This window comes from Hoyosella sp. YIM 151337, assembly GCF_026041215.1.
Classification (GTDB): domain Bacteria; phylum Actinomycetota; class Actinomycetes; order Mycobacteriales; family Mycobacteriaceae; genus Hoyosella.
Map to the genome: position 1 here is coordinate 63,853 of NZ_JAPEIQ010000021.1, position 12,964 is coordinate 76,816.

At 62.9% G+C, this 12,964-nt stretch carries 13 protein-coding genes; 8 read left to right on the forward strand and 5 right to left on the reverse strand.

Features of this window, described 5'->3' with window-relative positions:
- Window positions 1-57: 57 nt before the first annotated feature.
- Window positions 58-1,476 carry a M20/M25/M40 family metallo-hydrolase gene (locus ONR57_RS09785; protein ID WP_265123107.1) on the forward strand — a complete coding sequence of 473 codons (1,419 nt, stop codon included), beginning with the start codon at window positions 58-60 and terminating at the stop codon, window positions 1,474-1,476.
- 126 nt (window positions 1,477-1,602) lie between these two features.
- Window positions 1,603-2,940, forward strand: a complete 1,338-nt coding sequence (locus tag ONR57_RS09790) for an NCS2 family permease (RefSeq protein ID WP_265123109.1) — start codon at window positions 1,603-1,605, stop codon at window positions 2,938-2,940.
- 16 nt (window positions 2,941-2,956) lie between these two features.
- Here ONR57_RS09790 and ONR57_RS09795 read toward each other — a convergent pair whose 3' ends face one another.
- Complete coding sequence (locus ONR57_RS09795; protein ID WP_265123111.1) at window positions 2,957-3,148, reverse strand: DUF1918 domain-containing protein; 192 nt, start codon at window positions 3,146-3,148, stop codon at window positions 2,957-2,959.
- 122 nt (window positions 3,149-3,270) lie between these two features.
- On the opposite strand from ONR57_RS09795, the gene ONR57_RS09800 reads away from it, so the two are divergent.
- On the forward strand, window positions 3,271-3,846 hold the full coding sequence (locus ONR57_RS09800) for a lytic transglycosylase domain-containing protein (protein WP_265123112.1): 576 nt from the start codon (window positions 3,271-3,273) through the stop codon (window positions 3,844-3,846).
- A gap of 165 nt (window positions 3,847-4,011) precedes the next feature.
- Here ONR57_RS09800 and ONR57_RS09805 read toward each other — a convergent pair whose 3' ends face one another.
- The 3 genes from ONR57_RS09805 to ONR57_RS09815 are packed head-to-tail and all read right to left on the reverse strand — an operon-like array spanning window position 4,012 to window position 6,418.
- The gene (locus ONR57_RS09805; protein ID WP_265123113.1) at window positions 4,012-4,500 is read right to left on the reverse strand and encodes a cysteine dioxygenase family protein; all 489 of its coding nucleotides are present in this window, start codon (window positions 4,498-4,500) and stop codon (window positions 4,012-4,014) included.
- Window positions 4,501-4,556: 56 nt separating this feature from the next.
- Complete coding sequence (locus ONR57_RS09810) at window positions 4,557-5,456, reverse strand: amidohydrolase family protein (RefSeq protein WP_265123114.1); 900 nt, start codon at window positions 5,454-5,456, stop codon at window positions 4,557-4,559.
- The gene (locus ONR57_RS09815; RefSeq protein ID WP_265123115.1) at window positions 5,453-6,418 is read right to left on the reverse strand and encodes an NADPH:quinone oxidoreductase family protein; all 966 of its coding nucleotides are present in this window, start codon (window positions 6,416-6,418) and stop codon (window positions 5,453-5,455) included. The genes ONR57_RS09810 and ONR57_RS09815 overlap by 4 nt, the downstream gene beginning before the upstream one ends.
- Before the next feature lie 166 nt (window positions 6,419-6,584).
- On the opposite strand from ONR57_RS09815, the gene ONR57_RS09820 reads away from it, so the two are divergent.
- The 5 genes from ONR57_RS09820 to mftM all read left to right on the forward strand — a co-directional run bounded on the left by ONR57_RS09820 (window position 6,585) and on the right by mftM (window position 12,025).
- Window positions 6,585-6,896: a hypothetical protein gene (locus ONR57_RS09820; protein WP_265123117.1), complete on the forward strand. Its 312-nt coding sequence runs from the start codon at window positions 6,585-6,587 to the stop codon at window positions 6,894-6,896.
- A 186-nt stretch (window positions 6,897-7,082) separates the two neighbouring features.
- Window positions 7,083-8,375 carry an NDMA-dependent methanol dehydrogenase gene (gene mdo, locus ONR57_RS09825; protein ID WP_265123118.1) on the forward strand — a complete coding sequence of 431 codons (1,293 nt, stop codon included), beginning with the start codon at window positions 7,083-7,085 and terminating at the stop codon, window positions 8,373-8,375.
- Between the two features lie 83 nt (window positions 8,376-8,458).
- Window positions 8,459-9,598, forward strand: coding sequence for a MoxR family ATPase (locus ONR57_RS09830; protein WP_265123119.1), 1,140 nt, complete (start codon window positions 8,459-8,461; stop codon window positions 9,596-9,598).
- Window positions 9,599-9,605: 7 nt separating this feature from the next.
- On the forward strand, window positions 9,606-11,105 hold the full coding sequence (locus ONR57_RS09835; protein ID WP_265123121.1) for a VWA domain-containing protein: 1,500 nt from the start codon (window positions 9,606-9,608) through the stop codon (window positions 11,103-11,105).
- A complete protein-coding gene (mftM, locus tag ONR57_RS09840) occupies window positions 11,102-12,025 on the forward strand; it encodes a mycofactocin oligosaccharide methyltransferase MftM (RefSeq protein ID WP_265123123.1) in 924 nt (307 codons plus the stop codon). Before ONR57_RS09835 ends, mftM begins: the two co-directional genes overlap by 4 nt.
- A gap of 56 nt (window positions 12,026-12,081) precedes the next feature.
- Here the strand turns inward: mftM and ONR57_RS09845 are convergent, their stop codons facing one another.
- A complete protein-coding gene (locus tag ONR57_RS09845) occupies window positions 12,082-12,930 on the reverse strand; it encodes a 3-hydroxybutyryl-CoA dehydrogenase (protein ID WP_265123124.1) in 849 nt (282 codons plus the stop codon).
- Window positions 12,931-12,964: the final 34 nt, after the last annotated feature.

Consider the following 12,964-nt stretch of genomic DNA (forward strand, 5'->3'; position numbering starts at 1 on the left):
AGCGGAAAATCCGGCGCCAGGGCATTTGGGCCGTGCACAGCCGCTAGCATCGGGGGCGTGGACCGCACAGCGTTACGCGAGGAAGTCAGTACCCGATGGCGCGCTGCCGTGCCCAGTCTTGAAGAGTTCGTGCGGATCCCCGCGCTCTCTCCGGCTTTCGACGCGAACTGGGAGACGACCGGGCATCTCGACGCTGCAATCGCGCACCTCAAAGGGTGGATCACTGCCCGTAAGGTGACGGGCGCTGTGCTAACAATTGAGCGGTTACCTGGACGCACTCCACTCCTCGTTGTCGACATACCGGCGAGCGCGAACGCTTCGTCAGCAACGACCACGCTGTTGTACGGTCACCTCGACAAACAGCCCGCGCTCGAGGGCTGGGCGGAGGGCCTCAGCGCGTGGGAGCCAGTTCGGCGCGATGGCAGGCTGTTCGGGCGCGGCTCCGTCGACGATGGCTACGCCGGGTTCGCCGCAATCACCGCTGTTGAATCCGTCATCACTGCTGGCGGTCAGCACGGCCGCTGCGTCGTACTGCTCGAAACGAGTGAGGAGTCTGGCAGTCCTGACTTGCCGGCTTACCTTGACCATCTTGCTGACCGTCTGGGCACCGTTGGGCTCGTCATCTGCCTCGACTCAGGCGCCGCCGACTATCAGCGGTTGTGGCTCACCACGTCGTTGCGCGGCCTCGCGTCCGTGAACGTCACCGTGTCGCTGCTGCGGTCCGGTGTGCATTCCGGCATGGCCGGCGGTCCGGTCGCCAGCTCCTTCCGCGTGCTTCGGCAACTCCTCGATCGCCTGGAGGACGCTGATACCGGGGCGATCCGGCTCCGCGAACTCAACGCCGAAATTCCACCAGAGCGCGTGAGCGAAACACGCGGCGCAGCCGAAACCATCCCCGGTGCCTGGCGCGCGATGCTCCCGCTGCAGGCCGGGGTTCGCCTGGACAGCGACGACGAACTCGAATTACACCTGCGCAACACATGGCGGCCGGCGCTCGAAGTGATTGGCGCGGCCGGACTGCCCGACCCGAGCGCAGCAGGCAACGTGCTGCGGCCATCAACGACGCTGCGCTTGAGTTTCCGGCTTCCGCCGACCGTGAACGCGCAGAAGGCACTCGCCGCCATCACTCGCGCGCTGACCACGGATGTGCCATGCGGCGCGCACGTTGAGGTCACAGACGCAGAAGCCGCGAACGGCTGGAACGCACCCACCCTCGCACCATGGCTCGAGCAGGCACTTGAGACCGTCAGCGATCAGGTTTTCGGCGCGCCCTGGCGCGCACTCGGGGTCGGGGGATCCATCCCATTTATGGGACTGCTGCATGAGGCGCATCCCGAAGCCCAGTTTGTCGTCACCGGTGCGCTAGGGCCAGACAGCAACGCACATGTCCCGAACGAATCACTGAACCTCGCGTATGCGGAAAAGGTGACAGAGGCGGTCGCGATAATCCTCGACCGCGCCGCGCAAGCGAGCTAATTATCCAACTGTGTGTGAATTAGCTCGCCATGTTTCGCTCGCGCAACACAAACGTCATCACAAATCGGCAGAATCAGCACGAAATGAAACGCACGGCAATGATCTAAGCAAGGAGCACCGCGGGCGATGACCACCTCGAAAACGCAGGCCAAGCGCGCCCCGGGCGCTTTCGACAAGTTCTTCCATATCACCGAACAAGGCACGACGTTCCGCACTGAAGTGGTGGCGGGCACAACGACGTTCCTGGCGATGGCGTACATCCTGTTCGTCAACCCGCAGATCCTCGGCTCAGCCGGGATGGACATACCGGCAGTATTCGTCGCGACAGCGGTAGCAGCCGCGATCGGTTCCCTGGTAATGGGCCTGTGGGCGCGCTACCCGATTGCGCAAGCGCCCGGCATGGGCCTGAACGCGTTCTTCGCGTTCACTGTCGTGATCGGCATGGGCATTCCATGGGAAACCGCACTAGCCGGCACACTCGTCTCCGGTGTCCTGTTCTTCATCCTCGCGGTGACGGGGGTGCGCGGCGCAATCATCCGAGCGATTCCGCTGAACCTGAAGTTCGCCACTGGAGCGGGCATCGGCTTGTTCATCGCCTTCATCGGGCTGCGGAACGCGGAGATCGTTGTTCCGGATGACGCCACCACTGTCGCGCTCGGCGACCTTTCACGACCCGAAACCTTACTCGCGCTCTTCGGAGTGGTTGTCACAGCGATATTCCTCATCCGTGGCTTCAAAGGTGGCGTGTTCTACGGCATGATCCTCACCGCCGCAGCGGGCATGCTCACCGGCCTCATTTCGCCGCCGGATACGGTCGTTGCGCCAGTTCCGAGCCTGGCGCCGACGTTCGGCGCCGCGTTCGGGAACTTCGGCGATCTCTTCACCACGCAAATGCTGATCGTGGTCTTCACGATGCTGTTCGTCGACTTCTTCGACACGTCGGGCACGCTCATCGCGGTAGCGAATCAGGCCGGTTTCCTGAAGAACGGTGAACTCCCGCGAGCGAACAGGGCGCTCGTCGCTGACTCAGTCGCCACCATGGGCGGGGCGGTGCTCGGTACGTCCACCACCACGTCGTACATCGAATCGTCAGCGGGCGTGAGCGCTGGAGGCCGCACCGGCCTGACGTCTGTCGTCACGTCCGCGTACTTCTTGCTTGCGCTATTCTTCTCCCCACTTCTTGCGGTGGTCACACCGGAAGTCACCGCCCCCGCGCTGATCATCGTGGGTGTCTTCATGGCGAAAGCACTCGGCGATATCGAATGGAACAAACTCGAGTTCGCGATACCCGCGTTCGCGACCGTCGTGGCAATGCCGCTGACGTATTCAATCGCCAACGGCATCGCATTCGGGTTGCTTCTGTACCCGCTGCTCATGGTGGCCAAAGGCAGATGGCGCGACGTGCACCCGATCACCTACGCGCTATTTGTGGTCGTAGTCGCGCACTTCATTTGGCTGGTGTGAACGCGGACGCGGTGGGCTAGTCCCCTTTGGGATGCTCAATCTGGCAATCTGTCCCTGGGTAGACGATGGACTCATGGCCATCATCGAACCGCACCCGGTACGGAGGTTCTCCGTCGGGCCCCTGTACTTCAAGGATTTCAGCCTCATGTTCGGGTTGTCCCACGTGGCCGCTCTTGAAGTGGATACGGTCACCAGCTACAGCATGCATAGGTACCTCCCCTAGTGAGTGACTAGCGTCACTTACCATTCTGTTCGCGGCAGGACAGGTTAGCAATGCGTTTCGCCACAGTTGCTGGCGCGGCGAGCGTTTCGCAGGCACACTCGCGGGGGATGAGACGCGCCCTGGCCACCATGACAGTTCTCGCGGGAGCCGCAGCCCTCGCGGTGAGCTGCGGCGGCTTCGCGCAGTCCCCTGACTACTACCCCCGGACTGCATCGTCCGGCTTCAATGAAGAGTTCCAGCTGTGGATCGCACAGTCCGCAGATCAGTGCGACGCCATCACTCCAGCAATTCTCGCCGCCCAAATCGAAGCAGAAAGCAGTTTTCGCACGGACGCGCTGAGTCCGCGCGGCGCGATGGGTCCGGCCCAGTTCATACCCGAAACGTGGGAAATCTGGGGCGTCGACGCAGATGGTGACGGCGTCGCTGACCCCTACAGCATTCCTGACGCCGTGATGTCGCAGGGTGCCTTCATGTGTGACAACCACCGGCGTGCCGTCGAAGGCATCGACGCTGGAGTGCTTCAGGGCGATCCGCTCGACCTCGCGCTCGCTGCGTACAACGCAGGCTTCGGAGCGGTTCAGCGGGCCGGAGGAATGCCCGCCGGCGGCGAGTACACCAGCGAGACGCGGCCATATGTTGACCGCATCCGGGACCGGGAAGCGGTCTATCTCAGTCTTGGATGAGGACCAGCCCGCCGATTCGCCTCACGGCGAGTGGCGCAACGCGGCTCCAGCCGAACGGTATTCCGCGAAGGCAATTTTGTTTGAGCCCGGGGGATACAGCGGGCTGATCCGGTAGTTGCAACAACGCCTCCGGCGAACCTATTCCGCTGGCACGAAAATCGGCTCTCACCACGCGGCGCCTGCACGGTCATGCTCTGTGACGTGCAGTCTGCCCCCATACAACCGGTAGCGCGTCATCTGCGTGAGCGACGGCTCGTAGACGTGCACACTCACCGCCGGGACGTCATCGACGTTTCCCACATCATGGATATGGGACTTTCCGAAAGGGCGAACGGCTCCGGCGCAATAGTGAGCTACCCGCAACCGCGGCGAGTCAAGCGAACCGTGTGCGACAGTCTCTTGCAGTGATCCCGCCGCGATCGCGAACGCGCCCGCGCTCCCACCGTGGTCATGAATCCCAGTACGCTGCCCGGGCAGCCATGTGAGCAGCCACACCTCGCAGTTACCATCCACCGGCAAGCGGCCGTACCACCGGCGCTCCGCATCGAACCGCACGTAAGGCTCCCACAAGTCCCGATTATTCGCTATGCGCCGGGCAAGTGTCGTCGCTGTTGTGTCACGCCGAGCGGTCAGCGTGTTTGACGCAAGACTCATTGGCGTATTGCACACCCGGCACACTCACCGGCGCGACGGTTAGGATCGCCGTGACGCTAATTCTCCTGTCTCAGCGCATGACCGAAAAGCCGGTCGGCGTTGATCTGCCAGGCTGCTGCATCCAGCGGTGCGGGCAGCGTGGCTGCAGCCGCATACGGAGCGTCAGAGCCCGCCAGTATCCGATCTGCGCCAATCGCCTCAGTTATTGCCGCAACCGCCCGCGGCCCATACGAGGATGTTTCGACATGCAGCTGCGCTGATGACGGGGCCGGTCCGCCGCGCGCGGATGCTCGTTCGCTGTGGAGCGGTGCGAGACCCGCCAGCATTGCGAACACAACGGGCAGGTCCGGGAAATCTCGCGCCGCGCACGCAAGCCAGAGGTGATACGCGGCATGCATCTGCCCGACGTAATCCACCACGGGCGCCCACCATCCCGGTTGCCCGGAACCTCCCGCTGCCGGCCCGGGGTGAATGAAAAGTGGTTTGCCGCTCCAGGCGACCTCGTCGAGCAGGGCGCGCAGCCGCTCGTACTGACCAGGTGAACCGAAGCTGGTAGCCGGAAGCTGCAGCCCCACCCATGGGCCAGCGAGCAGCTCCCGGACATGGCCGGGGTCAGGTTCGCTGACGCACGTTGCGGCCCAGCCAAAGAAATGGCTAGGTAGCGTGGCGATTCCGGCATGGTAGGCGTCCAGCAGGGGCCTGCTCTCCGCCACAGGCAGATCTTCAATACCAAGCGGGCTTGACAGCGCAACGAACGCGCGATCGCACCCTGCCCGCTCGTTCGCGACACGCCGCGATTCAGCATCGTGGGCTGCGGGTGCCACTCGGTAAACCGGCTCCCCGCTCAGGTGCAAGTCCCAGCCGTTCAACCGCGGTGGCCGTGACCGGCACCGCAGCGCATCGACGAAGATGGGGTCCCATAGATGCTGGTGCACGTCGACCCGCGGCAGTGTCATTTCAGCGCCAGAACCACCTTGCCGGTAGCTTTGCGTTCGTCGAGCAACCGCAGCGCATCCGCTGCCTGCTGCAGCGGGATAACGTCACCCACCACGGGCGCCAGCGCACCCGAAACGAAGTGAGGTTCAAGCTCGCGCCACTGAACTTGGAGGTATCCGGGGCTGCTCATCCAGAACGCTCCCCAGCCGACGCCGACAAGGTCGATGTTGTTGAGGAGCAGCCTGTTCACGCGGACAGTGGGGATCTCCCCCGCGGTGAACCCTATGACCAGATGCCGCCCTTCCGGCCGGAGGCAGCGCAGCGAGTCGGTCATGCGGTCACCGCCCACGGGGTCCACCACGATATCCACGCCGTGCGGAACGAGGCTCTTCACCGCATCCTTGAAACCCTGGGCACGCACGACGTGGTCAGCTCCAGCGTCACGCGCCACCGTCTCTTTCGAGTCTGACGACACGACCGCCACCACGGTTGCACCGAACGCTTTCGCCACCTGAATCGCGGCGGTGCCTATGCCGCCTGCGGCACCATGTACAAGCACCGTCTCTCCCGACTGCAAGCGCCCACGGCGCAGCAGCGCGAAGTGCACCGTGAGGTAGTTCATCGGGATACCCGCCGCAACCTCGAACGAGATGGTGTCCGGCAACGGGAACACGACTGCGGGGTCGGCGGCCACGCGCTCCGCGAATCCCCCGAGTCCTGGGAAAGCGGCAACCCGGTCGCCGGCCTTGACGTGTGCCGCTTCTGGCGCCGCCACCACGACGCCCGCTATCTCGGAGCCCGGCGTGAACGGCAGCGGCGGTTTGAGCTGATAGAGGCCGCGTGTTTGGAGGACGTCCGGAAATGTCACGCCGGCCGCGTGCACCTCGATCAGGATCTGATTCTCGGCGGCTTTAGCGTCAGCCACGTCCACGATATCGATCGCGTCTGGGCCGTCGAGGGTTGTTACGTGAACAGCTCGCATGGTCCACATCTACCAGTAGCGCGAACCGCGCCATGTCCCGGCTCCGCAACCTGCCCATTCGGATAGGCAGCAGGCCTGTACTAAGCGATGCCTCACTCCACCCTAAAGAAAGGCGTGACCAGCGCAGATTCAGCGTTCACTGGAGTTACGGAGTGAGGAGGATCACATGTACTCCCTTCAGATGAACAAGCTGGCAAGCCCTGACCGGGGCGGCATCGAACTCAGTCATCGCGAATATCGTCTGTTGCGCCTCGTTGCAGCGGGACGGGCGACCATGAGTTACAGCTGTGAGCCCGATCTGTACATCGATGGCCGGTGCGTCTGCGATCAGTTCGCAGCACATCGCCTCTCAAGCGCCGGACTTATCCAGGCTGCCCGAGCTGGGGCGCGCCACGAGATCGTTCCAGCACAACTCACTCCGAGCGGCTGGGCACATCTGCACGGGAACGTTGCGTACACGATGCCGCCCGCCGCGTGAACCACCTATCCGTTCGGATAGTGACAGCCCCCTCCCCTGGGCCGTATCCGGATATCCAACCGAGTGGTTCTGGACGAAACCCATTCCCGGGCCTGTGATCGGCGTCATACGTTCACATCGCCCGATCCGGCAGCCGCCAAATGAATACCCCGCATCAGCAGCAAACTTGGAGAAAGGTTCGAAACCATGCAGGTCGATGAACTCATCAAGCCGTTTCCCATCAAGGAATTCCATCCCTTCCCGCGGGCGCTCCTCGGCCCCGGGGCGCACGAAATCATCGGCCCCGAAGCCCTCAAGCTTGGCTTCAAGAAAGTCCTCGTAATGACGAGTGGCCTGCGCGGCACGAATATCGTCCCGAAGATCGTGGGGTCGCTGGAGTACCACGGACTCGAGGTCGTTCTGTACGACAAGGTCGAGTCGAACCCGAAAGACTACAACTCCATGGAGGGCGCTGCTCTTTACCAGGAGCACGGTTGCGACAGCTTTGTGTCCATCGGTGGCGGGTCCTCACACGACGCATGCAAGGGCGCGCGCATCTCGGTCGCGCATGACGGCCGCAACGTCAACGAGTTCGAGGGCTTCAACAAGTCGGAGAACCCCAAGAACCCGCCGCACATCGCCGTCTCCACCACTGCTGGCACAGGTTCCGAAACCTCGTGGGCATACGTCATCACAGACACCACAACCGACCCTGACAATCCACACAAGTACGTCGCCTTCGACGACGCCTGCGTTCCCACGCTCGCGATCGACGACCCGGTGCTCTACTACGACTGCCCAACTGACTACACCGCCCAGTGTGGTTTCGACGTCCTTGCGCACGGTTCCGAACCGTTCGTTTCCCGGCTGAACTTCACGCCCTCGATGGGTAGCGCCCTGTACTCCATCAAGCTGGTTGCCGAGAATCTGCGGCTCGCAACCTGGAACCCGCAGGAGCTCGAGGGCCGCCAGAACATGATGTACGCGCAGTACATCGCCGGTCAGGCCTTCAACTCCGGGGGCCTGGGCATCGTTCACTCGATTTCACACGCCGTATCCGCGTTCTATGACACGCACCATGGCCTGAACAACGCAATCGCGCTACCGCGCGTGTGGGCCTTCAACATGCCTGTCGCATACAAGAAGTACGCGCAGATCGCCGGCGCGATGGGTGTCGATACCTACGGCATGACAGACGTCCAGGCAGCTGACGCAGCACTCGCGGCAGCGATCCGACTGCTCCGCGACGTGGGCATCCCCGAGAAGTTCACCGATGTCACGCAGGACACGTATTCGAAGAACCGCCTAGGCAAGGGTCCCACGAAGTTCTACGAGAACGCCAGTGTCATCAAAGGCAACGACGAGGACATCGATCGCATTACCCGCCACGTCCTCGGCGACGCATGCACACCGGGCAACCCGAAGGAATGCACGTTCGAGACGGTTCGCCCAGTTGTCGAGCACAGCATGAACGGCGATCTGGACGACCTGCTCAGCTGATCCCAGACCGGGCTGCGGGCGGATGCTGACTCCCCGCCCGCAGCCCCTCCACCATCGACTCTCGCTGAATTGAGGACGCCCGCATGAGTTTCGACGAATCAGCCCTCGCCACGGTTGACGAGGTGACCACCGCGCTCGAATCGACTGGTTACATTGCGGACAAGCAGCTCTCGACAACACTATTCCTGCTGATGCGGCTGGGTAAGCCGCTTCTCATCGAAGGGCCTGCGGGCGTTGGCAAAACAGAGCTGGCGAAGTCGCTCGCCTCGATCACCGAGCGCCGGCTTGTGCGGCTCCAATGCTACGAAGGGCAAGACGAGACCAAGGCGCTGTACGAATGGGACTACGGTAAGCAGTTGCTGTACACGCAGATCCTTCGGGACAAGATCGGCGAGATTATTGCCGATGCTGAGGATCTCGAAAGCGCGGTCGATCGGATTAGCGCCCAAGACAGTGTCTTCTTCTCGACTCGCTTCCTGAGTTCTCGACCGATCCTCGAAGCGGTTCAGTCCGACGATCCCGTCGTCCTGCTGATTGACGAGGTTGATCGTGCTGATGAGGCTCTCGAAGCTGTACTGCTGGAAATGCTTGGTGAATACCAGATTTCGATCCCCGAGATCGGAACCCTGCGCGCTAAGCACCCTCCCCTGGTCATTTTGACCTCCAACAACACGCGTGACCTTGCCGAAGCGCTCAAGCGGCGCTGCCTGCACTTGTTCGCGGACTACCCCACCGCTGACCGTGAACTCGAGATCCTGCGTACCAAGGAAACGGGCCTCGACGACGCGCTTGCCGAACAACTCGTGGGCATTGTGCGAGGGCTCCGCAACCTCGACCTTCGAAAAGCACCGAGCATCTCCGAAACCGTCGATTGGGCGAGGACGCTCGCTGTTCTCGGTGCATCCGCTCTGACGGAGGATTTGCTCCACGAGACGATGTCTGTCGTCGTGAAGTACGAGAAGGACCTGAAGGCTGCGCGCACAGCGTTGCCGCATCTCCTCAATCCCGACGTCCACCCGGTGCCGAGGACCGCGCCGGACGACAGTCTGACTGACATTGCTGATTTTGAGGACGGGCGCAATATCCGGGCACTCAAGGATCAGCCCGGGAGATTCACGCATGGGTACTACGGGACACCGTCTGCGGTGAAGGCCCCGTTACCCGCGTCGGTGAGCAGCAGTCAGGGGTCGCGCTCGTTCGCGCGGCACCGCGGAAGCAAGTGAGCACCGCATGGATGCCGCTGTCCAGGCGTTCGCATCGATACTGCGCTCACACGGAATGCGCGTGTCGGTGCCGGACGTGCTCGACGCGATCCGATGTGTGAAACAGCCGGGCATGCTTGTCGACCGAACGACCTTGAAATGCGCGCTGCGCGCTGCGCTACTCAAACAGCAGCGCGACTCAGCCGAGTTCGACCACCTCTTCGACGCGTTCTTCACCTTGTCGGATTCCGGCAGTGAATCCGCACGCACCGACACGCTGACGCTCAGTGACGAGGTCGCCGACGGGGAAGCACCGCCAGACACCGTCGCGAGCGCACACGCCCCCTTCGTGCTGTCCGATGATGCTTCAGCGAGCCCGCTCGCTGAAGGCCCAGCACCCGAGGATGTTCACGACTTTTTCGACACTGACAACCTTGCGTCCCGCCACAATCTCACCGAAGACGAAGGGATGATCGACCTTTCTTCGCCTAGCGATGAGATGGCGTTCTCGCAGGGCAATCAAGCGACCGGTGAAGCGGGTTTCCGGATCCAGCTTGATACCGACCGCCTCCACACGTCCGGGGCAGCCGGGCAACTCGCGACCAGCGAAGGCACCTCCGTCAGCACCGGACTGAGCGCTGACGAGACAGATGCCCTGCTTGACTGGCTTGGCCCCCAAAGCGATTCGGCGGGCGGCGAGTCTGCGGATATTCGCGGCAATCTTTCCGCTGCGCTGAAGCGTCACGCCGAGGCGCTACTCGCGCTGCAGCGGCCGCGCGATGAATGGCGGCGCAGCGCGGTCGAGCCGGTCGATGAACAGCAACAGCGGGAATTAGGCGAGACTCTGCGGCGTCTTGCCCAGACAATACGCGGCGCACCCACGCACCGCCGCACGGTCTCTGCCCGCGGCCGGATCCATGCTGCCCGCACCATGCGGCGCAGCATGCGATACGGCGGCGTACCGTTCACCCCGGTCACGGTTTCCCGCCGTGACGATCGCGCCCACCTCGTGGTGGTGGCCGATATCAGTTTGTCGGTCCGCGCTACCACCCGTTTCACCCTTAATGTGCTGCATGGTCTATCCGACCTGTTCCGGCAGGTGCGGTCGTTCGTCTTCGTAGCGGACGTCACCGAAACCACGGAGCTATTCGCGGATTACCGGGATGCGGCGCTTGAGTTCATCCTGGGGGGTGACGTGCTCGATCTGGATGCGAACTCGGACTACGGCCATGTATTTCGGACGATGCTGTCCGAGCATTCGTCAGCGATCAATCGAAAGACGACGCTGCTGGTGCTGGGCGACGGGCGGAGCAACGGAAACGATCCCGGCATCAGCGAGTTCGCGGAGCTAGCACGGCGGGCTCGCGAAACTATTTGGCTATCACCAGAGCCGCGATACAGCTGGCGTCTCGGGAACTCCGCGATGTCGCAGTACGAAGAGCTGTGCGATCGGGTTCGTGTCGTGCGCAACCTTCAGCAGTTGGAGCACGCGGCTATCGAGTTCAGCGGGAGAGAAGGCCGGGCATGACTATTTCACTGGACGACACCACACACATCGATCCGCTCGCGGCTCAACAACCATTCGAGTACGACGATGGGGTTATCCGGGTTTGTCAGCTGGAACAACGCTGGGGACGGCAAGACTGCGCACCAATGATCGCGCGGACCCCCCATTTCCATGTGTGCACCGTGGGCGGACGGCTGGAGATTCGGCACTGGCTGCGGCCGGACCAGATTGACAACGACCTCACCGGCATTGTGCTCGGTGAGCTGTTTGCACCTGGCCTGCTCAGCGGAAACGGCATGTTCGAGCGCGTCTTCACCGGCATAATCCGCTCCACCGTGCCCGAGCCGATTCGCGCGTGGAGCGCGTTCTACGCCAACACGCTGCGGCGCGTTCGCGCCTGCTGGCATCACACAGATGCAGACATGCGGCCAGGCTCCCAGATCACGGAGATGGCACCGGTGTACAGCCGGGCACTGCGCCTCGTACCGCCGGGCCGGGTACTCGATCTCGGGTCGTGCTTCGGTTTCGTGCCCCTTCTGCTCGCGGAAACGCGACAGCACACCGTGACGGCATCCGACGTCGTGGCTGGAAGTATGGATTTGCTTGGTGCGGTGGCCCGTGAACGTGGCGCGCCGCTCACCACGCTGGTGTGTGACGCGGCGGCGGTTCCGCTGCCGGATAACTCATTCGACACGGTGACGGCGCTGCACCTGATCGAGCATCTTCCCGCCGATCACGCACGGGCAGTGTTGCATGAAGCGGTGCGGCTAGCTTCAAAATGGGTGGTCGTGGCCGTGCCCTTTGAGGACGAGCCCAATCCGGCGTACGGACACGTGCAGGCCTTTGATGCGCGCGAACTTCGCGCCCTGGGCCACGAGGTTGGACGGCCGTTCACCGTGTCGGAGTACCACGGCGGCTGGCTGCTTCTCGACACCGAATGAGAACGCCGAATCCGCTGCAGCACCCGTGCTGCAGCGGATTCAGGTCTGCCTGCGTGTCAGCTGTAGTCGTAGAAGCCCCGGCCGGTCTTACGGCCCAGGCGTCCGGCCTCGACCATGCGGCGAAGCAAAGGCGGCGGAACCAGGTGCGGCTCACCAAACTCCTCGTACAGCGACTGCGCCGCGGCGAGGGTGACGTCTAGACCGACCAGGTCGATCAGGGTCAGCGGGCCCATGGAGTAGCCGGCACCAGCCTTCATCGCGGCGTCGATGTCTTCCTTGCTGGCGTAACCGGATTCGAGCATTCGCACCGCGGATGTCAGGTACGGGATGAGAAGTGCGTTGACGATGAATCCCGCGCGGTCGCCAACTCGCACCACGGTCTTGTTGAGCACGTCCTTGGCGTAGTCAAAAACGGCATTCGCGGTCGCGTCGTCCGTGCTGAGCGCCTCTACGATCTCGACGAGCGGCATCAAGGGCACGGGGTTGAAGAAGTGCATGCCAACAACCTGGCCGGGGCGCTGCGTCGCCTGTGCCATCTTGATCACCGGAATTGACGATGTATTCGTCGCGAGAATGCCTTCCGGCTTCACGATTTTGTCGAGCTTCGCGAAGATCTCTGTTTTCAGCGACTCGATTTCCGGGGCCGCCTCGATGACGAGGTCCCGGTCCGAGAACTGTTCGGCGTCGAGTGTCACCCCGACACGACTCAGCGCGGCGTCAGCGTCTTCTTGGCTGCGCTTACCCGATTTCACGGCACGTGCGAGTGACTTCTCCACCCGCGCGGTGGCGGCATCGGCGAACTCCTGTTTGGTTTCGAGGATGAGCACCTCGCTGCCTGCTGCCGCGCACACTTCCGCGATACCGGCGCCCATCGTCCCGCCGCCGACTACTCCGATTTTCTTCAAGGAAGGCTCCTGCTACTTGGTTGGGGCTGACTGC